The organism is Pseudomonas sp. FP1742, from assembly GCF_030687145.1.
Taxonomy (GTDB): Bacteria; Pseudomonadota; Gammaproteobacteria; order Pseudomonadales; family Pseudomonadaceae; genus Aquipseudomonas; species Aquipseudomonas frederiksbergensis_D.
Genome location: NZ_CP117460.1, coordinates 5975082 through 6002059 on the forward strand (window position 1 = coordinate 5975082; position 26978 = coordinate 6002059).

Here is a 26978-nt window from a genome sequence, read left to right on the forward strand (position 1 = left end):
ACACATTGCACAACCTGCAAACTTGGAGCGGGTAGCGGGAATCGAACCCGCATCATCAGCTTGGAAGGCTGAGGTTCTACCACTAAACTATACCCGCGGAGCTTGCAGCTCACGCTAAAATCTGGTGGAGGGGGAAGGATTCGAACCTTCGAAGTCGTAGACGTCAGATTTACAGTCTGATCCCTTTGGCCGCTCGGGAACCCCTCCTAAGCGAGCCGGCATTCTATATCATGCCAGCCTTCTGTCAAGCATTTTCTCATTAAAAACCTGAGGTTAGCTGCGTTGACCTCGCTTCGCACCGTTAACCCTTAAAAGGTCTTCACTGCGAAGCGGGCGCCATTCTATGCAAACTATCCGGCAGGTGCAACCCCCTCACACGGCATTATTTTATGTTTTAACTCATTGAATTCTTTAGAAAGGTTTTGCAGCTGCAAGTCATCCAGAAAACGCCGGCTTTCCGGCGTCACACGCACCCAGTAACCCGTATATTCAGGGAGATCCTTCGGCAAGGGCTGAAACTTGATGTCCATACCACTCAATCGATGCTCGATTGCCTGGGCGACTTCCTGCCGAGCAGAACCACCCAGATAGAGACAACTGCCATCCGACTGCGTGTTTTTTCCCTTGTCTCGAGCAGTATCAGTCGCTTCGCTCAACAAACGAATGTCCTGCTGCGAACCGCGATACAAACTCAAGGGGGTTACATCTTTCGCACGAAGCGGGGCCTCCTGTTGATGCCAGACGTAATAGAACACATTGAGAACAAGCAGTAGCAGGAACAACCAACGCATAAAAACCTCAGGACAAGGGGCACGCCATAGCCAACCCTACAAACACCAGGTCTGGAACCACCCTGGCGTCGGGCACAATACCAGAGACCAGATCTGCATCACCTCCAGTGAGGAATACAGCGAAATCCCCCCCCCAATAGCTGCGAGCCAACTCTAGCTGCGTCAGGACAAAACCTCTCAACATCAACAAGCAACCTCGTTCAACCGCTTCGACAGTTGTACGCCCTGGAACAAGACTCTCCAAAGCACGCTCGGCAGCAAGATCGCCATAGCGAATTTTACGAGTATGGGTGCGCAACTGGTTACGCATCAACGGCATTCCCGGACAGATGAATCCTCCGAGATGACTACCATCCCCAGCAACAAAATCAGCAGTAACCGCAGTACCAAAGTCGAGCACCAGACAAGCACCCGAAGCCAGATGGAATCCTCCGAGCATTGCCAGCCAGCGGTCGAGCCCTAGTCGCTCGAACTCCTCATAGCCATTGCGGACCCCGGACATTTCACGAGCCGGTGTCGCACACACTACGGAAACACCGAAAGCCTCGGTTAAGAGAGAGATCAAGGCAGCCGTTTCTTCAGCGGTTCTGACACTGACCAACCGACAATGCTTGAGAGCGAGTCCCCTGATCCCCTTCAAGCTCTCCAGCAGCGCAAGATCCGAATCAACAACCCCCTCACCAACCACCTGCCGCGAATCCGCACCAAGCACCCGCCACTTGATGAAACTGTTCCCACAATCGAGCTCAAGAATCATCACGCAACCTCAGGCTGAGCTCACCACCACTAAAGACCTTTTCCACACCATTCACCCTCAAGCGCAGGGCACCCTGACTATCGATACCCAGCACCGTCCCATCTATCTGACTAACACCGGCAATCAACGACACCGCTCGCCCCTGCCATAGATGATTTTGCTCCCACTCCGCCTGTATGGCCGGAAATCCGCCGGCATGGTGGCGACTCAAGTACGCCTGGAGCATCACACCCAGCTCCGCAACCAGTTGATTGCGATCAATCGCGCTACCCGACTCGAGTCGCATGGACGTCCACTGCTGATCAACCTCATCGGTCATCTGCATGTTCACATTGATTCCGACACCGATCACTACGTGACACACATCAGCAGGATCCCCTACCAATTCAAGCAGTATCCCAGCAATCTTTTTCTGACCAACCAGAACATCATTGGGCCACTTCAACCCTACACCCGAAATACCAAGCCCTCGCAAGGCCTGCATTACGGCGAGCCCGACAACAAGACTCAATCCTTCCAGTTGTCGCATTCCACCGTCGATGCGCAATACCAGACTGTAATAGATGTTTTCTGCGAACGGACTCACCCACTTGCGTCCACGCCGCCCACGTCCGGCCGTCTGTCGCTCGGCAAGCACCAGAAATGGCGCAGCCTGGCCACGCTCTATAGCGCGCAAGGCTTCAGCATTGGTCGAATCAATGGAGTCGAAGACTAGAATGGGCCACTTACAAGAAGGCGACCTCGCGCCTATTTCAACAGGATCAAGTAACGTCAATGGCGTAGCCAGTTGATAGCCGCGACCGCGCACCTTGTGAATGGACAAACCGAGTTCAGCTTCCAAATGCTGAAGCTGTTTCCATACGGCGCTACGACTGACCCCCAAGGCTATGCCCAGGGCTTGTCCTGAATGGAATCGGCCATCCTTAAGAAGCTTTAACAACGTCAGCATGCAAGTCTCGCCTCACAATGAGGCCCGCATGATAGCCATGCCCCGAGCTGTTGCATAGAAACCCTAATGGTCAGATTTCCTGCGCGCAAAACAAAACCCCTACCTGCATACGCAGATAGGGGTTTCGGAATTTAATCTTGACGATGACCTACTCTCACATGGGGAAACCCCACACTACCATCGGCGATGCATCGTTTCACTGCTGAGTTCGGGATGGGATCAGGTGGTTCCAATGCTCTATGGTCGTCAAGAAATTCGGGTACCGAACCGTCTTTCGACGCTTCAGCAAATTGGGTATGCGATAGTTTGTGTGTTGCTCTCGAACTTTCGGTTCATTGCGTCTTCACACACCGCAATCTGGCTCTTTAAGCGCAAATTGCTTGGGTGTTATATGGTCAAGCCTCACGGGCAATTAGTATTGGTTAGCTCAACGCCTCACAGCGCTTACACACCCAACCTATCAACGTCGTAGTCTTCGACGGCCCTTCAGGGGACTCAAGGTCCCAGTGAGATCTCATCTTGAGGCTAGTTTCCCGCTTAGATGCTTTCAGCGGTTATCTATTCCGAACATAGCTACCCGGCAATGCCACTGGCGTGACAACCGGAACACCAGAGGTTCGTCCACTCCGGTCCTCTCGTACTAGGAGCAGCCCCTCTCAAATCTCAAACGTCCACGGCAGATAGGGACCGAACTGTCTCACGACGTTCTAAACCCAGCTCGCGTACCACTTTAAATGGCGAACAGCCATACCCTTGGGACCGGCTTCAGCCCCAGGATGTGATGAGCCGACATCGAGGTGCCAAACACCGCCGTCGATATGAACTCTTGGGCGGTATCAGCCTGTTATCCCCGGAGTACCTTTTATCCGTTGAGCGATGGCCCTTCCATACAGAACCACCGGATCACTAAGACCTACTTTCGTACCTGCTCGACGTGTCTGTCTCGCAGTCAAGCGCGCTTTTGCCTTTATACTCTACGACCGATTTCCGACCGGTCTGAGCGCACCTTCGTACTCCTCCGTTACTCTTTAGGAGGAGACCGCCCCAGTCAAACTACCCACCATACACTGTCCTCGATCCGGATAACGGACCTGAGTTAGAACCTCAAAGTTGCCAGGGTGGTATTTCAAGGATGGCTCCACGCGAACTGGCGTCCACGCTTCAAAGCCTCCCACCTATCCTACACAAGCAAATTCAAAGTCCAGTGCAAAGCTATAGTAAAGGTTCACGGGGTCTTTCCGTCTAGCCGCGGATACACTGCATCTTCACAGCGATTTCAATTTCACTGAGTCTCGGGTGGAGACAGCGCCGCCATCGTTACGCCATTCGTGCAGGTCGGAACTTACCCGACAAGGAATTTCGCTACCTTAGGACCGTTATAGTTACGGCCGCCGTTTACCGGGGCTTCGATCAAGAGCTTCGCGTTAGCTAACCCCATCAATTAACCTTCCGGCACCGGGCAGGCGTCACACCCTATACGTCCACTTTCGTGTTTGCAGAGTGCTGTGTTTTTAATAAACAGTCGCAGCGGCCTGGTATCTTCGACCGGCGTGGGCTTACGCAGTAAATGCTTCACCCTCACCGGCGCACCTTCTCCCGAAGTTACGGTGCCATTTTGCCTAGTTCCTTCACCCGAGTTCTCTCAAGCGCCTTGGTATTCTCTACCCAACCACCTGTGTCGGTTTGGGGTACGGTTCCTGGTTACCTGAAGCTTAGAAGCTTTTCTTGGAAGCATGGCATCAACCACTTCGTGTTCTAAAAGAACACTCGTCATCAGCTCTCGGCCTTAGAATCCCGGATTTACCTAAGATTCCAGCCTACCACCTTAAACTTGGACAACCAACGCCAAGCTGGCCTAGCCTTCTCCGTCCCTCCATCGCAATAACCAGAAGTACAGGAATATTAACCTGTTTTCCATCGACTACGCTTTTCAGCCTCGCCTTAGGGACCGACTAACCCTGCGTCGATTAACGTTGCGCAGGAAACCTTGGTCTTTCGGCGTGGGTGTTTTTCACACCCATTGTCGTTACTCATGTCAGCATTCGCACTTCTGATACCTCCAGCAAGCTTCTCAACTCACCTTCACAGGCTTACAGAACGCTCCTCTACCGCATCACCTAAGTGATACCCGTAGCTTCGGTGTATGGTTTGAGCCCCGTTACATCTTCCGCGCAGGCCGACTCGACTAGTGAGCTATTACGCTTTCTTTAAAGGGTGGCTGCTTCTAAGCCAACCTCCTAGCTGTCTAAGCCTTCCCACATCGTTTCCCACTTAACCATAACTTTGGGACCTTAGCTGACGGTCTGGGTTGTTTCCCTTTTCACGACGGACGTTAGCACCCGCCGTGTGTCTCCCATGCTCGGCACTTGTAGGTATTCGGAGTTTGCATCGGTTTGGTAAGTCGGGATGACCCCCTAGCCGAAACAGTGCTCTACCCCCTACAGTGATACATGAGGCGCTACCTAAATAGCTTTCGAGGAGAACCAGCTATCTCCGAGCTTGATTAGCCTTTCACTCCGATCCACAGGTCATCCGCTAACTTTTCAACGGTAGTCGGTTCGGTCCTCCAGTCAGTGTTACCTAACCTTCAACCTGCCCATGGATAGATCGCCCGGTTTCGGGTCTATTCCCAGCGACTAGACGCCCTATTAAGACTCGCTTTCGCTACGCCTCCCCTATTCGGTTAAGCTCGCCACTGAAAATAAGTCGCTGACCCATTATACAAAAGGTACGCAGTCACCCAACAAAGTGGGCTCCCACTGCTTGTACGCATACGGTTTCAGGATCTATTTCACTCCCCTCTCCGGGGTTCTTTTCGCCTTTCCCTCACGGTACTAGTTCACTATCGGTCAGTCAGTAGTATTTAGCCTTGGAGGATGGTCCCCCCATATTCAGACAAAGTTTCTCGTGCTCCGTCCTACTCGATTTCATTGATAAGAGATTTTCGCGTACAGGGCTATCACCCACTATGGCCGCACTTTCCAGAGCGTTCCGCTAATCTCAAATCAACTTAAGGGCTAGTCCCCGTTCGCTCGCCACTACTAAGGGAATCTCGGTTGATTTCTTTTCCTCAGGGTACTTAGATGTTTCAGTTCCCCTGGTTCGCCTCTTAAGCCTATGTATTCAGCTTAAGATAACCATCTTATGATGGCTGGGTTCCCCCATTCAGACATCTCCGGATCAAAGTCTGTTTGCCGACTCCCCGAAGCTTTTCGCAGGCTACCACGTCTTTCATCGCCTCTGACTGCCAAGGCATCCACCGTATGCGCTTCTTCACTTGACCATATAACCCCAAGCAATCTGGTTATACTGTGAAGACGACATTCGCCGAAAATTCGCGATTAAACTCACAAATTTTACCTTAGCCTGATCCGTTACCAGTGAAAGTAACGTTCAGTCTATCTTTCTATCACATACCCAAATTTTTAAAGAACGATCTAATCAAAGACTAGAAATCAATATTCACAACGGAATATTCATTTCTAAACTCTCAAACGTTTCGAAGCAGTTAATGGTGGAGCCAAACGGGATCGAACCGTTGACCTCCTGCGTGCAAGGCAGGCGCTCTCCCAGCTGAGCTATGGCCCCATACAAAATTGGTGGGTCTGGGCAGATTCGAACTGCCGACCTCACCCTTATCAGGGGTGCGCTCTAACCAACTGAGCTACAGACCCAATTTCGAGCGCGTAACTGTTAGCATTGAGCTATCAGCTTGGAGCTTAAAGCTGCTTCTATCGTCTTCTTCAATGAATCAAGCAATTCGTGTGGGAACTTATGGAGCAGCTGATGTCGTCGATTAAGGAGGTGATCCAGCCGCAGGTTCCCCTACGGCTACCTTGTTACGACTTCACCCCAGTCATGAATCACACCGTGGTAACCGTCCTCCCGAAGGTTAGACTAGCTACTTCTGGTGCAACCCACTCCCATGGTGTGACGGGCGGTGTGTACAAGGCCCGGGAACGTATTCACCGCGACATTCTGATTCGCGATTACTAGCGATTCCGACTTCACGCAGTCGAGTTGCAGACTGCGATCCGGACTACGATCGGTTTTGTGGGATTAGCTCCACCTCGCGGCTTGGCAACCCTCTGTACCGACCATTGTAGCACGTGTGTAGCCCAGGCCGTAAGGGCCATGATGACTTGACGTCATCCCCACCTTCCTCCGGTTTGTCACCGGCAGTCTCCTTAGAGTGCCCACCATTACGTGCTGGTAACTAAGGACAAGGGTTGCGCTCGTTACGGGACTTAACCCAACATCTCACGACACGAGCTGACGACAGCCATGCAGCACCTGTCTCAATGTTCCCGAAGGCACCAATCCATCTCTGGAAAGTTCATTGGATGTCAAGGCCTGGTAAGGTTCTTCGCGTTGCTTCGAATTAAACCACATGCTCCACCGCTTGTGCGGGCCCCCGTCAATTCATTTGAGTTTTAACCTTGCGGCCGTACTCCCCAGGCGGTCAACTTAATGCGTTAGCTGCGCCACTAAGAGCTCAAGGCTCCCAACGGCTAGTTGACATCGTTTACGGCGTGGACTACCAGGGTATCTAATCCTGTTTGCTCCCCACGCTTTCGCACCTCAGTGTCAGTATCAGTCCAGGTGGTCGCCTTCGCCACTGGTGTTCCTTCCTATATCTACGCATTTCACCGCTACACAGGAAATTCCACCACCCTCTACCATACTCTAGCTCGACAGTTTTGAATGCAGTTCCCAGGTTGAGCCCGGGGATTTCACATCCAACTTAACGAACCACCTACGCGCGCTTTACGCCCAGTAATTCCGATTAACGCTTGCACCCTCTGTATTACCGCGGCTGCTGGCACAGAGTTAGCCGGTGCTTATTCTGTCGGTAACGTCAAAACAATTACGTATTAGGTAACTGCCCTTCCTCCCAACTTAAAGTGCTTTACAATCCGAAGACCTTCTTCACACACGCGCATGGCTGGATCAGGCTTTCGCCCATTGTCCAATATTCCCCACTGCTGCCTCCCGTAGGAGTCTGGACCGTGTCTCAGTTCCAGTGTGACTGATCATCCTCTCAGACCAGTTACGGATCGTCGCCTTGGTGAGCCATTACCTCACCAACTAGCTAATCCGACCTAGGCTCATCTGATAGCGCAAGGCCCGAAGGTCCCCTGCTTTCTCCCGTAGGACGTATGCGGTATTAGCGTCCGTTTCCGAGCGTTATCCCCCACTACCAGGCAGATTCCTAGGCATTACTCACCCGTCCGCCGCTCGCCACCAGGTACAAGTACCCGTGCTGCCGCTCGACTTGCATGTGTTAGGCCTGCCGCCAGCGTTCAATCTGAGCCATGATCAAACTCTTCAGTTCAAACATCTTTGGGTTTTTAAGAAACCCTAAACTTGGCTCAGCAATCGTTGGTTACATCTTTGATTTCTCGCGGAGTAACTTGTGATGCTGATAATCTTGTTTACTATCAGTCTGACTCCACAAGCACCCACACGAATTGCTTGATTCAGTTGTTAAAGAGCGGTTGGTTAAGAGCTTTCGTCTCAACCGAGGCGCGCATTCTACAGCAGCCTCTGTTGCTGTCAAGCGGTTATTTTCCGAAGTTTTCAAAGTTTCCTTTGCAACTTCAACCACTTGCGCTCCCGATCTCTCGTCAGCGGGAGGCGAATTCTACAGCGTTACTCGCTGCTGTCAACACCTCTTTTTCTCCGCTTTCGACCGAGAAGATCGAACCGTCAACAAGGCGACAACACACTGCCTTACCAACTCCTTCTGGCCTCGATGAACTGAAGCGTAACCGCTGCCGAAAACTGCGTAACTCATTGTTTACCAAGGAGTTTTCCGTTTCGACTGCGCCGGAAGTGGGGCGAATTATAGACGTCCAGGATCTGCCGTCAACCACTAATTTCAGCTTTATTCGGATTTGAGCGTAATACGCGCAAACGCCTTCTTACCGGCCTGGCAAACATGAGTCGAGCCCAGTACGTATATAAAGGTGCGATCAACAACCTCACCATCCACACGCACACCACCAGAGCCCAAAAGATCGCGCGCCACAGCAGAGTTCTTCACCAGGCCCGCTTTATTAAGGACGGCAGCGATCGGCATATCTTCGGCAGCGGTCAATTCGATCTCCGGCAGATCATCCGGCAACTCTCCGTCTTTCATACGGTTGCCCGCCGCACGGTGAGCATTGGCTGCAGCCTCCTCACCATGGAAACGCGCAACGATCTCTTCAGCCAGCTTGATCTTGATGTCCCGCGGATTCGCACCCGCCTCGACGTCAGCCCGCAAAGCATCGATCTCTTCCATGGAACGGAAGCTGAGCAATTCGAAGTAACGCCACATCAGCACATCCGGAATCGAGACCAGCTTGCCATACATGACACCCGGCGCCTCCTGGATACCGACATAGTTACCCAAGGACTTGGACATCTTCTTCACGCCATCCAGCCCTTCGAGCAACGGCATAGTCAGAATGCATTGAGCCTCCTGACCATAACTACGCTGCAGCTCACGCCCCATCAGCAGGTTGAATTTCTGATCGGTACCACCCAGTTCGACATCCGCACGCAAAGCGACCGAGTCATAACCCTGAACCAGCGGATAGAGGAACTCATGAATGGCGATTGGCTGATTGCTCGTGTAGCGCTTGTCGAAGTCGTCACGCTCAAGCATGCGAGCCACGGTGTATTGCGAAGTCAACCGAATGAAGTCCGCCGGCCCCATCTGATCCATCCAGGTGGAGTTGAAGGCTACTTCGGTCTTGGCAGGATCAAGAATCTTGAAGACCTGAGTCTTGTAGGTCTCGGCATTCTCGAGAACCTGTTCACGGGTAAGCGGAGGACGTGTCGCGCTCTTGCCGCTTGGATCACCGATCATCCCGGTGAAGTCACCTATAAGGAAGATCACCTGGTGACCCAGCTCCTGGAACTGGCGCAGCTTATTAATAAGCACGGTATGACCCAGGTGCAAATCCGGCGCGGTCGGATCGAAGCCCGCCTTAATACGTAGCGGCTGACCACGCTTGAGCTTTTCGATCAGCTCGGACTCGACCAACAGTTCTTCTGCACCACGTTTGATCAGCGCTAGCTGCTCTTCAACCGACTTCATAACAGACCCGCAAGGCTCAGATTCAAAGGGGACCAACCATACAAGATCGGGCGTCAAATACAAGTTTTGCCCGGCGCGCGGACGCCAATCCACGGACAGAGTGTCCGCAGGCTTGCTTCAGAGATGATTTGGTTATATTTTATACAGTTATTTCGTCTTCATCATGTCATTCATCTTTTCCAATTCATTTTTTCAAAGTCAAAATTACTTATGACCAAAGAACCGTCTAAAGCGCCACCGCTTTACCCGAAGACCCACCTGCTCGCAGCAAGTGGCATCGCCGCCCTTCTGAGCCTGGCGCTTCTGGTATTTCCTTCCAGTGATGTTGAAGCCAAAAAGACGACTCTGAGTCTTGAACTGGAAAGCCCCGCAGAACAACTGACACAAGATCAAGACGCCGCCGACGTCGTCCAAGCCACAAATGAGCCGGCAGCCTCCCCTTTCGCGCAGATCGAAAACAGCGCCGAAGCCCCGCAGGAAACTGCCCAGGCCGCCCCCGCACCTATCGTCGAAGAAAAGAAGGCGCCAGGCCACAGGGAAGTGATTGTCGCCAAAGGCGACACCCTTTCGACTTTGTTCGAGAAAGTAGGTCTTCCGGCCACTTCGGTGCATGAAGTGCTGGCCAGCGACAAGCAGGCCAAGCAGTTCAGCCAACTCAAACATGGCCAGAAGCTCGAGTTCGAACTGGGCCCGAACGGCCAACTGACCAATTTGCACAGCAAAGTCAGCGACACGGAAAGCATCAGCCTGACCAAGAGCGACAAGGGTTATACATTCAACCGCATTACCGCCAAGCCCACTGTTCGCACCGCCTATGTGCATGGCGTGATCAACAGTTCGCTGTCGCAATCCGCAGCCCGTGCCGGTTTGTCCCACAGCCTGACCATGGATATGGCCAGCGTGTTCGGCTATGACGTCGACTTCGCCCAGGATATTCGCCAGGGTGACGAATTCGATGTGATCTATGAACAGAAAGTCGTCAACGGCAAAGCGGTCGGCAACGGTCCGATTCTTTCCGCACGATTCACCAACCGCGGCAAGACTTATACCGCCGTGCGCTACACCAACAAACAAGGCAACAGCAGCTACTACACGGCTGACGGCAACAGCATGCGCAAGGCGTTCATCCGCACTCCGGTAGACTTCGCCCGCATCAGCTCGAAATTCTCCATGGGCCGCAAGCACCCGATCCTGAACAAGATCCGTGCCCACAAGGGTGTCGATTACGCAGCTCCGCGCGGCACACCGATCAAGGCTGCCGGCGACGGCCAGGTATTGTTGGCCGGTCGCCGTGGCGGATACGGCAACACAGTGATCATCCAGCACGGCAGCACCTATCGCACGCTCTATGGCCACATGCAGGGCTTCGCCAAAGGCATCAAGACTGGCGGCAGCGTCAAGCAAGGCCAGGTGATCGGCTACATCGGCACCACCGGTCTATCCACCGGCCCGCACTTGCACTATGAGTTCCAGGTCAATGGCGTGCACGTCGATCCGCTGGGTCAGAAGGTGGCGATGGCCGACCCGATCTCCAAAGCCGAACGCTCACGCTTCCTTGCACAAAGCCAACCACTGATGGCGCGCATGGACCAAGAGAAGGCCACTCTGCTGGCTTCGAGCAAACGCTAAGCCATGGCGCTCTATATAGGTGTGATGTCCGGGACCAGCCTTGATGGCCTGGACATTGCGCTGATCGAGCAAGCCCCGGCGATCAAGCTGATCGCCACGCATTACATCCCCATGCCCGAATCCCTGCGCGCCGAGCTGCTTGGCTTGTGCGCCAGCGGTCCGGACGAAATTGCCCGCTCCGCCATTGCCCAGCAGAACTGGGTGAAGTTGGCCGCGCAGGGCATTCATACCCTCCTTGATCAACAAAACCTGAAGCCCGAAGACATTCGCGCGATTGGCAGCCACGGCCAGACCATTCGCCACGAACCGGCGCGCGGGTTCACGGTGCAGATCGGCAACCCTGCGTTGCTCACCGAGCTGACCGGCATCACCGTGATCAGCGATTTCCGCAGCCGCGATGTAGCCGCTGGCGGACAAGGCGCGCCATTGGTTCCAGCCTTTCACGAAGCCTTGTTTGAAGAACAGCCTGGTAACCGCGCGGTGCTGAACGTCGGCGGGTTCAGCAACCTCAGCCTGATCGAGCCCGGCCAGCCTGTCGCGGGTTTTGACTGCGGCCCGGGGAACGTCCTGCTGGATGCCTGGATTCACCGGCAACGCGGCGACAACTTCGATCGCGATGGCAAATGGGCCGCCAGCGGCAAGGTTGAACCGGCTCTGTTGAATGAGCTGCTCAGTGATCCGTTCTTTGTAACTCAAGGCCCGAAGAGCACCGGCCGCGAAGTGTTCAATCTGCCATGGCTGATGCAGCATCTGTCAAAGCTGCCTACCTTCGCTGCCGAAAACGTGCAGGCCACCCTGCTTGAGCTGACCGCCCAGACCATCGTCGAATCATTGCAAAGCGCTCAATCGGATACCCGGGAGCTGCTGGTCTGCGGCGGTGGCGCGCACAACGCCACGTTGATGAAACGGCTGGCCAGCCTGTTGCCGAACGCGAAAGTCAGCAGCACCGCTGCATATGGTGTAGACCCGGACTGGGTCGAAGCCATGGCCTTCGCCTGGCTGGCTCATTGCTGCCTGGAAGGTATCGCGGCCAACCGCCCAAGCGTCACCGGCGCCCGCGGTTTGCGCATTCTCGGCGCCATCTACCCCGCCTGAACCTGAACTCCAGACAGCAAAACGCCGCAGACTCCCGAGACCCTGCGGCGCTTGTTAATACGGTAAGGTGCGATCAGATCGAAAACGAAGAGCCGCAACCACACGTGGTGGTGGCGTTCGGGTTCTTGATCACGAAACGCGAACCTTCCAGACCTTCCTGGTAATCCACCTCGGCACCTGCCAGGTACTGGAAGCTCATCGGATCAACCACCAGGCTGACGCCTTCGCGCTCGACGATGGTGTCGTCATCGGCCACTTCTTCATCGAAGGTAAAGCCGTACTGAAAACCTGAACAACCGCCGCCCGTAACGAATACGCGCAGCTTCAAGCGATCATTCCCCTCTTCATCGACCAGGCTCTTCACCTTGTGCGCGGCACCGTGGGTGAATTGCAAAGCCGTGGGGGTGAAGGATTCGACGCTCATGCTGACTATCTCCCGGCGTTACGCCGCCATAATGCGTGATGACGCGCATTATCCGCTTCTCCCAGAAAATCGGTCAACTATTGTTACGGTATATCAATCAACCCAATTGTCAGACCAGAATGCAAAAAGGCCCGTTCAACGGGCCTCTTTGCTGTGCGGATAAAGCCTTACGGCAGCATGCCCGCATGGGAAAGACCCAGGCGCTCATCCAGGCCGAAAAGGATATTCAGGTTCTGCACCGCCTGACCCGACGCGCCTTTGACCAGATTGTCGATGACCGACAACACCACCACCAGATCACCATCCTGCGGACGATGCACGGCGATACGGCAAACGTTGGCACCACGCACGCTGCGGGTTTCCGGATGGCTGCCGGCTGGCATTACGTCGACGAACGGTTCGTTGGCATAACGCTTTTCGAACAGAGCCTGCAGATCCACCGAGCGGTCCACGACAGTCGCGTAGAGCGTCGAGTGAATACCGCGAATCATTGGCGTCAGGTGCGGAACGAACGTCAGACCAACGTCCTTGCCCGAGGCACGACGCAGCCCCTGGCGGATTTCCGGTAAGTGACGGTGCCCTTTGACGGCGTAGGCCTTCATGCTTTCCGACGTCTCGGAGTACAGCGAACCTACCGAAGCGCCACGACCGGCACCACTGACACCAGATTTGCAGTCGGCGATCAAACGCGTGGTATCGGCCAGACCGGCTTCAAGCAATGGCAGGAACCCCAATTGCGTCGCGGTCGGGTAGCAACCCGGTACAGCAATCAGGCGTGCCTGCTTGATCTGCTCGCGATTGACTTCCGGCAAGCCGTAGACCGCTTCCTCCAGCAGTTCCGGTGCACCGTGCGGCTGGCCGTACCACTTGGCCCATTCATCGGCGTCTTGCAGACGGAAGTCTGCCGACAGGTCGATGACCTTGGTCCCGGCAGCCAGCAACTCACCCGCCAACGCATGGGCAACACCGTGCGGCGTGGCGAAGAACACCACGTCGCAAGCCCCGAGGGTCTTGATGTCCGGAACGCTGAACGCCAGGCCGTCGTAATGGCCTCGCAGGTTCGGGTACATGTCGGCCACGGCCAGGCCGGCCTCGGATCGGGAAGTGATCACCACCACTTCTGCCTGCGGATGCTGTGCCAACAGACGCAGCAGTTCGACACCGGTGTAACCCGTGCCGCCGACGATACCGACCTTGACCATAAACCTGCCCTCAACGAACCCACTGGAAAGCCGTCGATAATAGGGGCCGCGCGGCCCTGCGACAACCGTCAAGGTGACGTGCGGCGGCTCATGTGTCCCGTCTCGGGCATACGTTCAAGTTTTGGCGAGTGGATTTTGTTGCCAGACAAGGCGCCGCGACGAGTCATAGCCCGCTATGGCGAGGAGCGGCAACGCAGTATGGCGACAAAAGACACCGTCAAAATTGAACAGTTATGTCCGAGACGGGACACTTTCTCTACTATTCGGGCTACCGTGAACCTGGGAATAACCAAAAATGCTTTATCTGTGGCTCAAAGCGCTTCACATCATCAGCATGGTCTGCTGGTTTGCCGGCCTGTTTTACCTGCCGCGCCTGTTCGTCTATCACGCGCAAAGCGAAGACGCCGTCAGCAAGGAACGCTTCAGCATCATGGAGCGCAAGCTGTACCGGGGCATCATGGGGCCAGCGATGATCGCCACCTTGGTGTTCGGCATCTGGCTGATCAGCCTCAACCCAAGCGCCTATTTCAGCCATGGCGCGTGGATGCACGCCAAGTTGACCCTGGTGGTGATCCTGATCGGCTACCACCACATGTGCGGCGCCCAGGTAAAACGCTTTGCCCGTGGCGAAAACACCCGCAGCCATGTCTTTTATCGCTGGTTCAATGAAGTGCCGGTTCTGATATTGCTGGCTATCGTCATTCTGGTCGTTGTCCGGCCGTTTTAAATCCAACAGGCACACTCACCCGGGGTACTTCCAATGTCGCTGCCCGCTCTGCTCGAACAACGCTTGCGACTGCCGGTAGTGGCGGCACCGATGTTCCTGATCTCCAACCCTGAGCTGGTGCTCGCCTGCTGCCGTAATGGCGTGGTGGGCAGTTTCCCTGCGTTGAATCAGCGTGAAAGCAGCGGTTTCAAGGCCTGGCTGGAAGAAATCGAAGCAGGGTTGGCGACACTGGAAAACCCCGCCCCTTACGCGGTGAACCTGATCGTCCACCACAGCAATCCGCGATTGCAGGCGGACCTGGAGATCTGCATCGAACACAAAGTACCGATCGTGATCACCAGCCTCGGCGCCGTGAAGGAAGTGGTCGACGCGGTGCACAGCTATGGCGGCCTGGTGTTTCACGACGTGACGACCCGTCGCCACGCCGAAAAAGCCGCCGAAGCCGGCGTCGACGGTTTGATTGCCGTTGCCGCGGGGGCCGGTGGTCACGCCGGGACCTGGAGCCCGTTTTCGCTGATCGCCGAGATTCGCCAGTTTTTCGACAAGACCCTGCTGCTGGCTGGCTGCCTGAACCATGGCCACGAGATTCTTGCTGCGCAATTGCTTGGTGCGGATCTGGCCTACTTCGGTACGCGATTTATCGGCACCACGGAAAGTCATGCGCCTGACGCCTACAAGGAGATGCTCCTGACTGCCAGAGCCGCAGACATCGTCCATACTCCAGCGGTGTCGGGCGTACCGGCAAGCTTCATGCGTCAGAGCCTGGAGGCCGCCGGTTTCGACATGGCGGCGCTGCAAAGCAAGGGCGAGGTAGACTTCGGCTCCAAGCTCAAGCCGTTGAACGATGAAGCCAAAGCCTGGAAAACCGTGTGGTCTGCTGGCCAGGGCGTTGGAGCAATCGAAGACCTGCCGAGTGTCGATCAACTGGTCGCACGTCTCGACGCCGAATACCGCAAAGCGCTGGAACTGGCGGCAGCGTTGCCCAAGCGCTGGCCGCGCTGACAGGAAAACTTGGCCAGCCCGCCCCGGCTGGCTTTACACTCCTTGTAACACTCCCTATTACAACTCTCGCGACAAGGATGCCTCGGCCATGAGTGAAAACCGTTTCAAGATCGTCTTCAATGGTGCTCTGCTGCCAGGTGTGGACGCCACTACCGCCAAGCTCAATCTCGCTGAGCTGTTCAAAAGCGATGTCGCTGCCATCGAGCGTCTGTTCAGTGGCCGGATGGTTGCGCTCAAACGCAACCTGTCGCACGCCGACGCGCAAACTTATCTTCAGGCGCTGACGAAAACCGGCATTGATGCCCGAATAGAAGCCGACCCCTCAATCGAGCTGAGCCTGTCCGACGTCCACGACCCCTCCCCTGCGCCTAACCAATGGGTATCGCCAGACGCCGAATCGCCTTATGCGCCACCGCAAGCCTCCGTCGGTGACGCATTACCAGAGTTCGGCACACTCAAGGCTTTCACATTCACAGGACGCATCGGCCGCTTGCGCTATCTGGCCTGGACAATGGCCTTGACGCTGGTGCTGATGGGTGTCGCCGGGGTGTTCGTTTCCATCGGTTTGTCACTCATTGCCCTTACATCAACGGTTGGTCTGGTAATCGGCGGCTTGGTCGGCACGGCGATATGCATCGCGTTTATCGTTGTCAGTGTTCAGATCAGCGTTCAGCGCCTGCACGACCTGGGTTGGTCCGGCTGGCTTTATCTGCTGACACTGGTGCCCTTCGTGGGCGGGCTCTTGCCGATTTTACTGGCGGTACTGCCAGGCAATACTGCAGCCAACCAATACGGTGCACCGCCACCCGCCAACAGCACTGCAGTAAAAGTGCTTTGTGCGCTTTGGCTGGTGGTCGTTGCTGGTGTATTCATTGGCGCACTCACAGGCGGCATCGGTGCCCTGCAGAATGAATATGAAAACACTGCCCAGAGCAGCTATGACAGCAGCTCAGTGACTACCGACGAAGTTGAAGTCGAACCGGCCGAAGAGGCCGAACAAGCCCCTGATTCCACAGACGATGCAGCCGAAGCACCCCAGCCCCCTGTAGACTCTGCAAAAGAATGAACAGCGCTCCCCGCCCGTGACACCTGCGTCGCCGGCGCGGAGCTGTTGCGATGGAGAACTGCATGACCCGTTACGCTCTGATCACTGGCGCTACCAGCGGCATCGGCCTGGCGATGGCCGAAGCGCTGGCCCGGCGCGGCCGCAGCCTGCTGCTGGTGGCTCGACAGCGTGATCAGCTGGAAAGTATTGCGATTGAACTGACTCAGCGCTTTGACGTGGAAGTGTTGTTCCGCGCCTGTGATCTGGGTGAGCCGTTGCGCCTGTCCGGATTTCTGCTGGAACTGGAGGAAGGTGAGCGACAAATCGACTTGCTGGTCAACTGTGCCGGCATCGGTACCTGTGGCCCATTCCTGGCCCAGGACTGGATGACCGAGCAGGACTTGATCGAAGTGAACATCCTGGCCCTCACTCGTTTGTGTCATGCCATTGGTAACAGCATGGCCTTGCAGGGCGGCGGGCAGATTCTGAACGTTGCCTCGGTCGCAGCGTTTCATCCCGGCCCGTGGATGAGCACTTACTACGCCAGCAAGGCTTATGTGCTGCATTTTTCCGAGGGTTTGCGCGTCGAACTGAAAAAATGCGCGGTCAAGGTGTCGGTGCTCTGCCCCGGCCCAACCCGCACTGCGTTTTTCCGCACCGCACAACTGGACACCGATAAGCTGGTCGATAGCAAGTTGCTAATGAGTCCGGAAGAAGTCGCGCTCTATACCGTCCGGGCCCTGGAGAAAAATCGCGCCATTATCATCCCCGGCCGCCTGAATCGCTGGTTCGCCTTCCTGCCGCGGCTCGGCTCGCGCTGGCTGACCCGGACAATCGCGGGCATGGTCAACAAGGCGCACTGCCCGCGCTGACCGGCCACCCAAGGTAAAAAACTGGGATCATGCATGGCTCATGGGTACACTCAGGCCAGCCAAACAACGGAGAAACAGCTGTGGATACTCTGTTCACCAAGATCATCAACCGGGAAATCCCGGCGAAGATCATTTACGAGGACGACCAGGTACTGGCCTTCCACGACATCGCGCCACAGGCCCCCGTGCATTTCCTGGTGGTCCCGAAGAAACCGGTACGCACCCTCAATGACCTCACCGAGGACGACAAGGCGCTGGCCGGGCATATTCTGTTCACCGCGCAGCGTCTGGCTCTGGAGCTGGGCTGTGAAGAGGGTTTCCGGGTGGTCATGAACTGCAATGAACTGGGCGGGCAGACCGTCTATCACATTCATATGCACGTGCTGGGTCAGCGTCAGATGCACTGGCCGCCGGGCTGATTCGCCAACCGTCCCTATACCGCAAAGAAGTCTACGCGGTTGCTCAGACAGACCGAGGCACGCTTTTCGCGGGCGAGCCTCGCTTCCTACGGGGTCGGTGGTGACACCGGCCGAAATGACCCAGCGCAAGCCCTCCCCGGCCGATTGGGTTAAACTGGCCGCCGAGATTCCTCCCGGAGGTCAGCATGACTACCCAACGTCACTACTCGCCGATTGACCGTCTTCTGCTGCAAGCTGATGCCGCGATGCGTACTTTGCTGCCCTTCAGCGGTCAGCCCTACCGTCCGTCGCCTGCCATTGTGCAACCAGATACGCAATTGAGCGACGAGGATACCCGGCACGTCGCCGGTTTGATGCGCATCAACCATACCGGCGAAGTCTGCGCCCAGGCGCTGTATCAAGGTCAGGCCCTGACCGCCAGACTGCCGCAAGTGCGCGCCGCCATGGAACATGCCGCTGAAGAAGAAATCGACCATCTGGTCTGGTGCGAACAGCGCATTCACCAGTTGGGCAGCCACACCAGCATTCTCAATCCACTGTTCTACGGTATGTCGTTCGGGATTGGTGCAGTGGCCGGCTTGATCAGCGATAGAGTCAGCCTGGGGTTCGTTGCCGCCACCGAGCATCAGGTTTGCAAACACCTGAACGAACACCTTGAGCAACTGCCCGCCGAGGACGAAAAATCCCGGGCGATCCTTGAGCAGATGCGCATCGATGAAGAACACCACGCCGAAAGCGCACTGGATGCTGGGGGTTTGCGCTTTCCTGCACCGGTGAAGTTCGGGATGAGTCTATTGGCCAAGGTGATGACCAAAAGCACCTATAGGATCTGACGGTGGTGTTTGTTTGATCGGGCCTCTTCGTCGGATCGCCGCCCGGAGCAAGCCCGCTCCCACAAGGATCTGCGACAACAGCCATAAAAAAGGCGACTACCTCGAGGTAGTCGCCTTTTTTTGTACTCGGAAATCTCAGCTCGGCATGTTGCGCGCGTAGAAGATTTCGAGCATTTCGTGTTTCACACGTTCAGTCACCTGGGCACGCTGCTCAGAGGACAGGTTGCTGGTGGCGTCGCCGAACAGGTAGTTATCCAGTTCGAAGTTCTTCAGCAGCATTTTGGTGTGGAACAGGTTTTCCTGGTACACGTTCACGTCGGTCATCTGGTACGCGTCGCGGGTGTCTTCGGAGAGGTAGTTCTGGATCGAGTTGATCTCGTGGTCGATGAAGTGCTTCTTGCCTTCAATGTCACGGGTGAAGCCGCGTACCCGGTAATCCACGGTCACGATATCCGAATCGAACTGGTGAATCAGAAAGTTGAGCGCCTTGAGCGGTGAAATGACGCCACAGGTCGACACGTCGATGTCCACACGGAACGTTGCGATACCGTCCACCGGATGGATTTCCGGGTAGGTGTGCACCGTGATGTGGCTCTTGTCGAGGTGGGCCAGGATGATTTCGGGCAGTGGGCCCGGAGACTCTTCAATCTGACTGTCGGTAGGAGTCACCGGCTCTTCAGAGATCAGAATCGTGACGCTGGCGCCCTGGGGTTCATAATCCTGACTGGCGATGTTCAGGATGTTGGCACCAATGATATCGACAACTTCTGTGAGGATCTGCGTCAGGCGTTTGGCGTTGTACTCTTTATTGATGTACTCGACGTAAGCCTGTTGGTCTTGCGGGGTTTCCGCGTAGCAGATGTCATAGATGTTGAAGCTCAAGGTCTTTGTCAGGTTATTGAACCCGTGGAGCTTGAGTTTGCTTTTCACCGTTAAAAACTCTCTATGTATTGCGGGCTGGCCGCGTGATCAAGCATGCCCGTCAGATGCGAACGACGCACCTGCGTAGGACGGTTAACACCTCTTCGCGATGGCGATTTTGGTTGTCTGTTCAGGCAAGCGACCTGTCGACTGACCGATCACTGCCCTGAAAAAAGTGGCGCATTATGCAGACGTCAGCTATGGATCGCCAGAGTCTGCACCGCTTTTATGATAGTTGAATGTCGATTCAACCGAGCTCAATGATCTCGTAGTCATGGGTAATCGCCACACCGGCCGCGCCGAGCATGATCGAGGCCGAGCAATACTTCTCGGCCGACAGCTCGATGGCGCGTTTGACCTGAGCCTCTTTCAGCCCCCGTCCCTTGACCACGAAATGCATATGGATCTTGGTGAACACCTTCGGATCTTCGGTCGCGCGCTCGGCTTCGAGGAAGGCTTCGCAGCTTTCGACGGCCTGACGGGACTTCTTGAGGATGCTGACCACATCGAAATTGCTGCAACCACCAACACCCAGCAGGAGCATTTCCATCGGCCGGACACCCAGGTTACGACCGCCGGCATCGGGCGGACCGTCCATGACCACGACATGACCGCTGCCGGATTCGCCGAGGAACATGGCTTCGCCTGCCCATTGGATGCGTGCCTTCATCGCCAAGACTCCACTGTATAAAAAAGGGTCGCCAGCTTAGCACAGGGCCCTTGATTGGCAGCGCTTCGCCTTCCTAGGACATAACCGTCTGCGTCGTAGGCAAATTCTCGAATCTTGAAGGAATGCGTCTGTTAAGCTGGCTTCAATTCACTGGCGCGCAGCCGGCTTTGTAATGAATAAAGGATCGCAGGCTTTGCCAGCTCCTAAAAAAACAAACACACCGTGCAGTCTTTTCGGGATACAACCATGGTTGCTATTACCCCCACACCCAAAATCAAGAACCTCGACAAGCTGTTGATGCACTGCCAGCGCCGGCGCTATGCCGCCAAGAGCAACATCATCTGTGCCGGCGACCGCTCGGACACGCTGTTCTTCATCATTAAAGGTTCGGTGACCATCCTGATCGAGGATGATGACGGCCGTGAAATGATCATTGCCTACCTCAACTCCGGCGACTTCTTCGGCGAATTGGGTCTGTTTGAGCAAGCCGGGCTGGAACAGGAACGCAGTGCCTGGGTGCGCGCCAAAGTCGAGTGCGAAGTCGCGGAAATCAGCTACGCGAAATTCCGCGAGCTGTCCCAACAGGATCCAGACATTCTTTACGTACTCAGCGGACAAATCGCACAACGCCTGCGCAATACCACGCGCAAGGTCGGCGACCTGGCGTTCTTCGACGTGACCGGTCGTGTTGCACGCTGCCTACTGGAACTGTGCAAGCAGCCGGACGCCATGACCCACCCGGACGGCATGCAGATCAAGGTGACGCGTCAGGAAATCGGCCGGATTGTCGGTTGCTCCCGTGAGATGGTCGGCCGCGTGCTCAAGGATCTGGAGGAACGTAACCTGGTCGACGTCAAAGGCAAGACCATGGTGGTCTTCGGTACGCGCTAGGCTCTGGAAACTGTAGCTTGGAAAAACTTAAGCCCCGAGCACTTCTGCCAGCATTTGGCGATACAACCCGTCGAGCCGTTCCAGCGCATCAGGAGCGGCAAACTTTTCATGCAGAGCAATGTGGCTTTCTGCGCGAACCCGCTGTTCCAGACCGCAGGCTTCGTTGAAACGATTGACCGCCGCAACCATCGACTCTCGCTCGTTATCGATCAACATCGCCCCGTGCACCAGACCGACCGGACGCTGACCGCCCTTGCTTTGGCGCCAGCGCTGAGCGGTACCGACCATCTTGCGACCATCAAGGTTGACATTGAAACGCCCATCGCAAAACGCCCCATCGATTTCACCCAGGGACGACACGCCACCCAACTCGTCAAGCAGCTGGCAAATCGGGTCGCAGAGTCGACGATAGGCGGTTTCAATCCGGTTCTGATCACCCTCGCTACGCGGTGGCGCATAGACCAGCGCGATGTTAAGGGTGGATGCCGACTGCGGCACCGGCTCACCACCGGTTTCGCGCAGCAGTACCGGCCAGCCGGCGGCGGCCGACACTTCGCATGCAGCCTCAAACCCTGGTAGACGATTCAAACGGCGGGGCATGACCAACGCCCGGTCAGTGGGTTGCCAGAACAGCAGACCGAACTCCGACTCTCCGGTGCACACATGGGCCAACAGATCCTGTTCGGCGAGCAGGCCGGCTTCGATGATCAGAGAGGTTGGCTGGGGCATGAATGACTCCGCAAGACATGAAGTCTTTGGGACGCTTGATGGCCTCTTCGCGGGCAAGCCCGCTCCCACTGAGGATCGGGCTGCCTGCGAAAATGTGTTCAGTCGAGCGTAGAACCGCTCACTGGAATACCGCGCTCGGGAAAGAACAGACGCTGCAGTTCGGTACCCGGGCTTTCGGCGCGCATGAACGCTTCGCCGACCAGGAACGCGTACACGTCGCTGATTTCCATCAGCTCGACATCGGCCCGGTTAAGAATGCCACTCTCGGTGACCACCAGACGATCACGCGGAATACGCGGCAACAGGTCGAGGGTGGTTTCCAGGCTCACCTCGAAGGTGTGCAGGTTGCGGTTGTTCACGCCCACCAGCGGCGTGTCGAGGGTTTTCAAGGCCCGCTCCAGCTCGTCGCCATCGTGGACTTCCACCAGCACATCGAGACCGACGCTTTTGGCCACGGCCGCCAGCTCGGCCATTTTCACGTCATCCAGTGCGGAGACGATCAACAGCACGCAATCAGCCCCCAGGGCGCGGGACTCGATAATCTGGTACGGATCAATCATGAAGTCTTTACGGATCACCGGCAGCTTGCACGCCGCCCGGGCTTGTTGCAGATACGCATCCGCGCCCTGGAAGTAATCGATATCGGTGAGCACCGACAGGCAAGTAGCCCCGCCCTTCTCGTAACTCCTGGCAATGTCCGTGGGCACGAAGCTCTCGCGAATCACGCCCTTGCTTGGCGAAGCTTTCTTGATTTCAGCAATCACCGCCGGCTGTTTCTTCTTGGCCTGATCGATCAATGCCTTGGCGAAACCACGGGGTGCATCGGCCGCCTTGGCCAGGTTTTCCAGCTCTGCCAGGCTCACACGAGCGCTGCGCTCGGCGACTTCCTGGACTTTGCGGGCCAGAATTTTTTCCAGAACCGTCGGTACACTCATCCCTCATTCTCCACTTTGAATACCGCGGTAAATGCACCCAACTCCTCAAGTTTTTCCCGAGCGAGGCCTGTGTGCAGCGCATCGTGCGCCAGGGCAACGCCTTCTTTCAAACTGCTGGCATGATCGGCGGCATACAAAGCGGCACCGGCATTAAGCACGATCATCTCGGCGGCTTTCTGACCGTTTTCGGTCTTGCGCTTGCCCAAGGCATCGCGAATCAGCTCAAGGGAAGCTACCGGACTTTCCACTGCCAGACCGTGCAGACTCTGGCTCTTCATCCCCAAGTCTTCGGGTTCGACCCAATACTCGGTGATCTGGTCATTCTTCAATTCCGCGACAAAGGTCGGTGCCGCCAGACTGAACTCGTCCAGGCCATCCTTGGAGTGCACCACCAGTACGTGTTTACTGCCCAGGCGCTGCAAGACTTCGGCCAATGGCCGGCACAATGCCTGACTGAACACACCCACCACCTGATGTTTCACGCCGGCCGGATTCGTAAGCGGGCCGAGCATGTTGAACAAGGTGCGCAGGCCCAGCTCGCGGCGCGGGCCGGCGGCGTGCTTCATGGCACTGTGATGGGTCTGGGCAAACATGAAACCGATACCGACGTTGTCGATGCAGCGTGCCACCTGAACCGGGGTCAGGTTCAGGTAGATACCCGCTGCTTCCAGCAGGTCGGCGCTGCCGCTTTTACCCGATACCGCACGGTTACCGTGCTTGGCCACAGTGCAACCGGCCGCCGCGACTACGAACGAGGAAGCAGTCGAGACGTTGAAGATATTGGCCCCGTCGCCGCCGGTGCCGACCACATCGACCACGCCGTCCAGAGTGTTGAGTTCGACCTTGTCCGCCAACTCTCGCATTGCCGTCACGGCGCCGACGATCTCGTCGATGCTTTCGCTCTTCATGCGCATGGCCATCATGAACGCGCCGATCTGCGCATCCGTGCATTGCCCGGTCATGATTTCGCGCATGACATCGCGCATTTCATCAGTGCTGAGGTCGAGGTGGCCGACGATACGGCTCAGGGCTGTCTTGATATCCATGGAAAGTCCTTAGCGCGTGCCGCCGATTTGTTTGAGGAAGTTGGCGAACAGCTCGTGCCCCTGTTCGGTGAGGATAGACTCAGGGTGGAATTGCACACCCTCGATGTTCAGCGTCTTGTGGCGCAGGCCCATGATCTCGTCGACCGAGCCGTCTTCGAGCTGGGTCCAGGCGGTCAGCTCCAGACAATCGGGCAAGGTTTCACGCTTGACGATCAGCGAATGGTAACGGGTGACCGTCAATGGGCGATTCAGGCCTTCGAATACGCCCTTGTCCTCATGAAATACCGGGCTGGTCTTTCCGTGCATGACCTGACGGGCACGGACCACATCGCCACCAAACGCCTGGCCGATGGACTGGTGCCCCAGGCAAACACCGAGAATCGGCAGTTTGCCGGCGAAGTGCTTGATCGCTTCGATGGAAATACCGGCTTCGGTCGGGGTGCAAGGACCGGGAGACACAACGATGCGCTCAGGCTTGAGGGCTTCGATTTCGGCAATGGTCAGTTCATCGTTGCGCACGACTTTAACCTCGGAGCCCAGCTCGCCGAGGTATTGCACAACGTTGTAAGTAAAAGAGTCGTAGTTATCGATCATCAGCAACATGGCGTTAGGAACCTCTTGAATTCACTGACTTTTAATACGGCCTTCGAATGATTTACCCGCAGCGCGCTGCGCTTTGACAGGTGCTGGAGTGGCGCCAGCAAAGCGGCATTTCATACAGGTAAGAAGGCAAAGCGGTACAGGTCCGGCCAGGCCGGCAGAAGAATTCAGGCGCGCCAACGCCAACGGGCGTGTGCCTTGATGACTTGATCCAGAAGTTTGCTGACGATCAACACAGGGAAGGTCTCATTTGTACGTCTTGGCACAGTAACTTAGCTGGGCAGAGCGTGCAATATGGCGCGATCGAAGCACGTGAAACATTCGACGGGTTCGCGCCGAATGGCAACAGACTCTATAGTTTTTGGCACTATCGTTTCGTTCACTAAAACAACAACCAAACGGACTTGCTCATGCTCAGACAGACACTGGTAGTACCGCTTGCCGGCTGCTTGCTCGCGATGGCCTGCACCCAGGCGACCGCAGCGCCAACCCCTTACTCGAGTTTCATCGTTTTTGGCGACAGCCTCAACGATGCGGGGCAGTTTACCGATCCGGGTGGCCCTGCCGGTTCGACCCTGCGCTTCACTAACCGAACCGGACCGATTTATCTGGACGGTAGTGGCGAAGTCTATTCAGCCAACTCGACGCAACTGCTGGGTGGAAAACTCGGGTTTTCACCAGACCAAACAGCCGCTTCAACCTCGGCGGCGCGCGCGAACCAGGGCCTGCCGGACGGCAATAACTGGGCCGTTGGCGGCTACCGTACCGACCAGATCCTCGAATCGATCACCAACACATCCGCCACGGGCGAACGCACGCGTTCGGGTTATCTGCCCACAAACAACTTCCGCGCCGATCCGAATGCGCTGTATTACATCTCCGGAGGTGGTAACGATTTTCTTCAGGGATTTGTACAAAGTGGCGCTCAGGCGAATGCCGCTGCGGACCGACTGGCAAGCAGCGTCCAGGTTCTGCAAACCGCCGGCGCCCGATACATCATGGTCTGGCTGTTGCCCGACCTCGGGTTGACGCCTGCCATCAATGGTACCCCCCTGCAGACATCAACCTCACAACTGAGCGCCGCCTTCAACCGGCAGTTGGTCACCCGACTCGCCGGGATCAATGCCGAAATCATCCCGCTGAACATTCCACTGTTGTTGCAGGAAACCTTCGCCGACCCCGCGCGTTTCGGCCTTGCCGTCGGTCAGAACCTGACGGCCACCTGTTTCAGCGGCAACGGCTGTACGGAAAATCCGGTGTATGGCATCAACAGCGCAACTCCGGATCCGACCAAGCTGATCTACAACGACGGGGTACATCCAACCGAAACCGGTCAAAAGCTGATAGCCGATTACGCCTATTCCTTGCTGGCGGCCCCGTGGGAGCTGACGCTGCTGCCGGAAATGGCTCACGCCACCTTGCGTGCCCACCAGGATGAACTGCGCAGCCAGTGGCAATCCGATTGGGAGAACTGGCAGGCCGTCGGCCAATGGCGTGCGATTGTCGCCGGTGGCGGTCAGCGTCTGGATGTCGATAGCCAAAGCAGTGGGGCCAGCGCTGATGGCAACGGCTACAACCTGAATATCGGTGGTAGTTATCGCCTCAATGAAGCGTGGCGCGTCGGTGTGGCAGCCGGTTTCTATCGTCAGAACCTGGAAGCGGGCAACAACGATTCGGACTACAAGCTCAACAGCTACCTGGCGACCGCCTTCGCCCAGTTCCAGCAGAATCGCTGGTGGGCCGATGCCGCGTTGACCGGTGGCAAGCTGGATTACGACAGCCTCAAACGCAAATTCGACCTGGGCGTCAGCGAAGGTGGGGAAAAGGGTGATACCGACGGCCATCTCTGGGCCTTCAGCACTCGCCTTGGCTATGACATTGCCCAACCGGGCAGCGAGTGGCACCTGTCGCCGTTCATCAGCGCCGATTACGCCAAAGTGGAAGTCGACGGCTACTCGGAGAACAGCAACCGTTCCACGGCGCTGACCTTCGATGACCAGACCAGGGACTCGAAACGTCTGGGTATCGGTTTGCAAGGCAAATACAACATCACCCGTCAGACCCAGGTGTTTGGCGAATATGCCCACGAGCGTGAGTACGAGGACGACACCCAGAAAGTGAATATCGCCCTCAACAGCCTGCAGTCCCTCGACTTCAATCTCCAAGGCTACACGCCGCAAAGCCATCTCAACCGCTTGAGCCTGGGGGTCAGCCACAAGTTGACCGCCGATCTGGCGCTGCGTGGCGGCTATACCTTGCGCAAGGATGATGATTTTACCCAACAAGGTTTGACCGTTGGGGTTGCGCTGGACTTCTAAATCGCAGGCAATAAAAAACGCGGCCGCCTTACAGGC

General features: G+C 56.2%; 23 protein-coding genes, 4 tRNA genes and 3 rRNA genes. 11 read left to right on the forward strand and 19 right to left on the reverse strand.

Annotated features, from left to right (window positions below; translation table 11 throughout):
• Positions 1 to 23 precede the first annotated feature (23 nt).
• The 10 genes from PSH64_RS27175 to PSH64_RS27220 all read right to left on the reverse strand — a co-directional run bounded on the left by PSH64_RS27175 (position 24) and on the right by PSH64_RS27220 (position 7832).
• Positions 24 to 97: transfer RNA gene (locus tag PSH64_RS27175), tRNA-Gly, on the reverse strand.
• 25 nt (positions 98 to 122) lie between these two features.
• A tRNA-Tyr gene (locus tag PSH64_RS27180) sits at positions 123 to 207 on the reverse strand.
• Between the two features lie 143 nt (positions 208 to 350).
• Positions 351 to 791, reverse strand: a complete 441-nt coding sequence (locus PSH64_RS27185) for a hypothetical protein (protein ID WP_105349162.1) — start codon at positions 789 to 791, stop codon at positions 351 to 353.
• Positions 792 to 798: 7 nt separating this feature from the next.
• Entirely contained in the window at positions 799 to 1548 is a 750-nt protein-coding gene (locus PSH64_RS27190; RefSeq protein ID WP_105349165.1) for a pantothenate kinase, read from the reverse strand.
• Positions 1538 to 2497 (reverse strand): bifunctional biotin--[acetyl-CoA-carboxylase] ligase/biotin operon repressor BirA, encoded by a 960-nt coding sequence (gene birA / locus PSH64_RS27195; RefSeq protein ID WP_105349168.1) that lies wholly within the window; start codon positions 2495 to 2497, stop codon positions 1538 to 1540. Before birA ends, PSH64_RS27190 begins: the two co-directional genes overlap by 11 nt.
• Positions 2498 to 2632: 135 nt before the next feature.
• Positions 2633 to 2748: ribosomal RNA gene (gene rrf / locus PSH64_RS27200) — 5S ribosomal RNA — on the reverse strand.
• A gap of 140 nt (positions 2749 to 2888) precedes the next feature.
• A 23S ribosomal RNA gene (locus tag PSH64_RS27205) occupies positions 2889 to 5780 on the reverse strand.
• A 229-nt stretch (positions 5781 to 6009) separates the two neighbouring features.
• Positions 6010 to 6085: transfer RNA gene (locus tag PSH64_RS27210), tRNA-Ala, on the reverse strand.
• Positions 6086 to 6094: 9 nt separating this feature from the next.
• Positions 6095 to 6171, reverse strand: a tRNA-Ile gene (locus PSH64_RS27215).
• 123 nt (positions 6172 to 6294) lie between these two features.
• Positions 6295 to 7832: ribosomal RNA gene (locus tag PSH64_RS27220) — 16S ribosomal RNA — on the reverse strand.
• Together the 16S, 23S and 5S rRNA genes with 2 tRNA genes alongside form the textbook arrangement of a ribosomal RNA operon.
• A gap of 32 nt (positions 7833 to 7864) precedes the next feature.
• Here PSH64_RS27220 and PSH64_RS27225 point away from each other — a divergent pair.
• Positions 7865 to 8398: a hypothetical protein gene (locus PSH64_RS27225; RefSeq protein ID WP_305479210.1), complete on the forward strand. Its 534-nt coding sequence runs from the start codon at positions 7865 to 7867 to the stop codon at positions 8396 to 8398.
• Here PSH64_RS27225 and tyrS read toward each other — a convergent pair.
• Positions 8385 to 9584, reverse strand: a complete 1200-nt coding sequence (gene tyrS, locus PSH64_RS27230; protein WP_105340994.1) for a tyrosine--tRNA ligase — start codon at positions 9582 to 9584, stop codon at positions 8385 to 8387. The two genes, PSH64_RS27225 and tyrS, sit on opposite strands and share 14 nt — an antisense overlap.
• A 210-nt stretch (positions 9585 to 9794) precedes the next feature.
• Between tyrS and PSH64_RS27235 the strand changes: the two genes are divergently transcribed.
• Both PSH64_RS27235 and PSH64_RS27240 read left to right on the forward strand, forming a co-directional pair.
• Positions 9795 to 11213: a peptidoglycan DD-metalloendopeptidase family protein gene (locus PSH64_RS27235; RefSeq protein ID WP_105340993.1), complete on the forward strand. Its 1419-nt coding sequence runs from the start codon at positions 9795 to 9797 to the stop codon at positions 11211 to 11213.
• Positions 11214 to 11216: 3 nt separating this feature from the next.
• Positions 11217 to 12308 (forward strand): anhydro-N-acetylmuramic acid kinase, encoded by a 1092-nt coding sequence (locus tag PSH64_RS27240; protein WP_305479211.1) that lies wholly within the window; start codon positions 11217 to 11219, stop codon positions 12306 to 12308.
• Between the two features lie 73 nt (positions 12309 to 12381).
• Here the strand turns inward: PSH64_RS27240 and erpA are convergent, their stop codons facing one another.
• Both erpA and argC read right to left on the reverse strand, forming a co-directional pair.
• Positions 12382 to 12732 carry an iron-sulfur cluster insertion protein ErpA gene (gene erpA / locus PSH64_RS27245; RefSeq protein WP_007906865.1) on the reverse strand — a complete coding sequence of 117 codons (351 nt, stop codon included), beginning with the start codon at positions 12730 to 12732 and terminating at the stop codon, positions 12382 to 12384.
• Positions 12733 to 12899: 167 nt separating this feature from the next.
• Positions 12900 to 13934, reverse strand: coding sequence for an N-acetyl-gamma-glutamyl-phosphate reductase (gene argC / locus PSH64_RS27250; protein ID WP_105340991.1), 1035 nt, complete (start codon positions 13932 to 13934; stop codon positions 12900 to 12902).
• Between the two features lie 295 nt (positions 13935 to 14229).
• Here argC and hemJ point away from each other — a divergent pair, with 295 nt between their 5' ends.
• From hemJ to coq7, 6 genes are all read left to right on the forward strand, one after another.
• Complete coding sequence (gene hemJ, locus PSH64_RS27255) at positions 14230 to 14661, forward strand: protoporphyrinogen oxidase HemJ (RefSeq protein ID WP_305479212.1); 432 nt, start codon at positions 14230 to 14232, stop codon at positions 14659 to 14661.
• A 33-nt stretch (positions 14662 to 14694) separates the two neighbouring features.
• Positions 14695 to 15663, forward strand: a complete 969-nt coding sequence (locus PSH64_RS27260; RefSeq protein ID WP_305479213.1) for a nitronate monooxygenase family protein — start codon at positions 14695 to 14697, stop codon at positions 15661 to 15663.
• Positions 15664 to 15751: 88 nt separating this feature from the next.
• A complete protein-coding gene (locus PSH64_RS27265) occupies positions 15752 to 16729 on the forward strand; it encodes a DUF805 domain-containing protein (protein ID WP_105340988.1) in 978 nt (325 codons plus the stop codon).
• A 62-nt stretch (positions 16730 to 16791) separates the two neighbouring features.
• Positions 16792 to 17580: an SDR family oxidoreductase gene (locus PSH64_RS27270; protein ID WP_105340987.1), complete on the forward strand. Its 789-nt coding sequence runs from the start codon at positions 16792 to 16794 to the stop codon at positions 17578 to 17580.
• Between the two features lie 80 nt (positions 17581 to 17660).
• Complete coding sequence (locus tag PSH64_RS27275; RefSeq protein ID WP_007906873.1) at positions 17661 to 17999, forward strand: histidine triad nucleotide-binding protein; 339 nt, start codon at positions 17661 to 17663, stop codon at positions 17997 to 17999.
• A 185-nt stretch (positions 18000 to 18184) separates the two neighbouring features.
• Positions 18185 to 18832 carry a 2-polyprenyl-3-methyl-6-methoxy-1,4-benzoquinone monooxygenase gene (gene coq7 / locus PSH64_RS27280; RefSeq protein ID WP_105340986.1) on the forward strand — a complete coding sequence of 216 codons (648 nt, stop codon included), beginning with the start codon at positions 18185 to 18187 and terminating at the stop codon, positions 18830 to 18832.
• Between the two features lie 135 nt (positions 18833 to 18967).
• Here coq7 and speD read toward each other — a convergent pair whose 3' ends face one another.
• Both speD and PSH64_RS27290 read right to left on the reverse strand, forming a co-directional pair.
• Entirely contained in the window at positions 18968 to 19762 is a 795-nt protein-coding gene (speD, locus tag PSH64_RS27285) for an adenosylmethionine decarboxylase (RefSeq protein ID WP_105340985.1), read from the reverse strand.
• Between the two features lie 238 nt (positions 19763 to 20000).
• A complete protein-coding gene (locus PSH64_RS27290) occupies positions 20001 to 20423 on the reverse strand; it encodes an OsmC family protein (protein WP_007941657.1) in 423 nt (140 codons plus the stop codon).
• A gap of 246 nt (positions 20424 to 20669) precedes the next feature.
• On the opposite strand from PSH64_RS27290, the gene crp reads away from it, so the two are divergent.
• On the forward strand, positions 20670 to 21314 hold the full coding sequence (crp, locus tag PSH64_RS27295; protein ID WP_007941656.1) for a cAMP-activated global transcriptional regulator CRP: 645 nt from the start codon (positions 20670 to 20672) through the stop codon (positions 21312 to 21314).
• A gap of 27 nt (positions 21315 to 21341) precedes the next feature.
• Here the strand turns inward: crp and PSH64_RS27300 are convergent, their stop codons facing one another.
• The 4 genes from PSH64_RS27300 to PSH64_RS27315 form a co-directional block, all read right to left on the reverse strand.
• Positions 21342 to 22043, reverse strand: coding sequence for a lipoate--protein ligase family protein (locus PSH64_RS27300; protein ID WP_305479214.1), 702 nt, complete (start codon positions 22041 to 22043; stop codon positions 21342 to 21344).
• Between the two features lie 98 nt (positions 22044 to 22141).
• Positions 22142 to 22978: an indole-3-glycerol phosphate synthase TrpC gene (trpC, locus tag PSH64_RS27305; RefSeq protein WP_305479216.1), complete on the reverse strand. Its 837-nt coding sequence runs from the start codon at positions 22976 to 22978 to the stop codon at positions 22142 to 22144.
• Entirely contained in the window at positions 22975 to 24024 is a 1050-nt protein-coding gene (trpD, locus tag PSH64_RS27310) for an anthranilate phosphoribosyltransferase (RefSeq protein ID WP_105340982.1), read from the reverse strand. Before trpD ends, trpC begins: the two co-directional genes overlap by 4 nt.
• Before the next feature lie 9 nt (positions 24025 to 24033).
• The gene (locus tag PSH64_RS27315) at positions 24034 to 24627 is read right to left on the reverse strand and encodes an aminodeoxychorismate/anthranilate synthase component II (protein ID WP_105340981.1); all 594 of its coding nucleotides are present in this window, start codon (positions 24625 to 24627) and stop codon (positions 24034 to 24036) included.
• A 407-nt stretch (positions 24628 to 25034) separates the two neighbouring features.
• On the opposite strand from PSH64_RS27315, the gene estP reads away from it, so the two are divergent.
• Positions 25035 to 26942 (forward strand): esterase EstP, encoded by a 1908-nt coding sequence (gene estP / locus PSH64_RS27320; protein WP_105340980.1) that lies wholly within the window; start codon positions 25035 to 25037, stop codon positions 26940 to 26942.
• Positions 26943 to 26978 lie beyond the last annotated feature (36 nt).